Source organism: Stutzerimonas kunmingensis (assembly GCF_014764705.1).
Classification (GTDB): Bacteria; Pseudomonadota; Gammaproteobacteria; order Pseudomonadales; family Pseudomonadaceae; genus Stutzerimonas.
This window is the reverse complement of the sequence record NZ_JACXXG010000077.1, coordinates 1-1,923: the sequence shown is the minus strand read 5'-3', so window position 1 is coordinate 1,923 and position 1,923 is coordinate 1. Positions and strand designations below refer to the sequence as shown.

Annotated in this window: 1 protein-coding gene; it reads left to right on the top strand. The window is 61.6% G+C overall.

The annotated features are described in order from the left end of the window. Positions 1 to 428: 428 nt before the first annotated feature. Positions 429 to 1,850, top strand: a complete 1,422-nt coding sequence (gene ltrA / locus IEG05_RS22960) for a group II intron reverse transcriptase/maturase (protein WP_042920460.1) — start codon at positions 429 to 431, stop codon at positions 1,848 to 1,850. Positions 1,851 to 1,923: the final 73 nt, after the last annotated feature.

Here is a 1,923-nt window from a genome sequence, read left to right as displayed (position 1 = left end):
GCGCCAGGCATGGCGCGTAGCGCCGTGACTGGCGCTGTCGGGTTCACTGTGGTGGTGAGCCTGGCGACTTGGAGGTGAAAGTCCTCTACACACCCGGCAAGGGGAAGTGTTAGCTGAAGGCAAGGGTGTCGCGGGCGACTGCGAATCTGAAGGAAGCCCGAGGCAAAATGCTGGCCTGACGAACAGGAAGCGGATGAGGCGGCGCAGCGGGGTGAGGTGGCCATAATCGCCAAAGCCCGATACTTGCACGGAACGCTGCGACGTAGATCCGACAGGCATAAGCAGGAAGGTCGCGCGAATTACCCTGGGAGATCTGTACGCTTGCCATTGTGCTACCGATTGTCGAGAGGCGACGGGATGGGCGTGCAGAAGTCAGCCGAGGCCGTAGTAAGTGGCGGTCAACCACGCCATCAAGGGCCGAACAGGTCATGCCGCCAGTAGGCGTCAGCGTCTCGTCGATAACCGAAATGCAGAAATTTCTCCAAGAGAAGACTGTCACCCCGAGTCCCGGCCAGAGGCCGAGGATGACGCCTGACAGCGCAGAGGTATCGGCGGCGTCGGTGACGTGGATGAACGCGGAGCCGGACACGCTGATGGAGCGGGTGCTTGCACCGGCGAATCTCAAGCGTGCGTATCAGCGCGTGGTCAGCAACAAGGGGGCGCCGGGTGCCGATGGCATGACGGTCGCCGACTTGGCAGGCTACGTGAAACAGTATTGGCCCATCCTGAAGGTCAGGCTGCTGGCAGGTGAATACCATCCCCAGGCAGTGCGGGCGGTCGAAATTCCCAAACCGCAGGGCGGTATGCGGCAACTGGGCATTCCCAGTGTCGTGGATCGCCTGATCCAGCAAGCCCTGCTGCAACAGCTCACGCCGATCTTCGATCCGCTGTTCTCGGACTATAGCTACGGCTTCCGTCCGGGCAGAAGCGCTCACCAGGCTGTCGAGATGGCCCGCACCCATGTGGCGGCGGGTCATAGGTGTTGCGTGGAACTCGATCTGGAGAAGTTCTTTGATCGGGTCAACCACGACATCCTGATGTTCTGTGTTGAGCGCCATGTCGAAGACAAACAGGTGCTCAGACTCATCCGCCGTTACCTCGAAGCGGGCGTCATGTCGGGCGGGGTTGTCAGCCATCGGCAGGAGGGGGCGCCGCAAGGCGGCCCGCTTTCGCCGCTGCTGTCGAACATCCTGCTCGATGAACTCGACCGTGAGTTGGAGCGGCGAGGCCACCGCTTCGTGCGCTATGCCGATGACGCGAACATTTATGTCCGTAGTCCGCGTGCTGGCGAACGAGTGCTGGCCAGTGTCGAGCGGTTCCTGAATCACCGTCTGAAACTGAGACTGAATCGGGACAAGAGTCGCGTGGCTGGGTCGTGGAAATGCGACTACCTGGGGTATGGGATGAGTTGGCACTCGCAGCCTAGACTGCGAGTGGCAACCATGAGCCTGCGCCGTGTGCGCGATCGTCTCAGGGAACTGCTGCGAGGGGTGCGGGGCCACAAGATGGCGAATGTCATCGAGCGGGTAAACCCGGTGCTGCGAGGCTGGGCAGGCTACTTCAAGCTCAGCCAGAGCAAGCGTCCACTGGAAGAGCTGGATGGCTGGGTCAGGCACAAACTTCGCTGTGTCATCTGGCGGCAATGGAAGCAGCCCTCTACGAGGGCGCGCAACCTGATGCGCCTGGGATTGAGCGAGGAGCGTGCCTGCAAGTCGGCCTTCAATGGCCGAGGCCCGTGGTGGAACTCAGGAGCGCCGCATATGAATCAGGCGCTGCCGAAGAAGCTATGGGACAGACTTGGACTGGTCTCGATACTGGATACGATCAATCGGCTTAACCGCATGGCCTGAACCGCCGTGTACGGAACCGTACGCACGGTGGTGTGGGAGGACGGCGGCCGTGAGGCCGCCTCCTACCCGATCC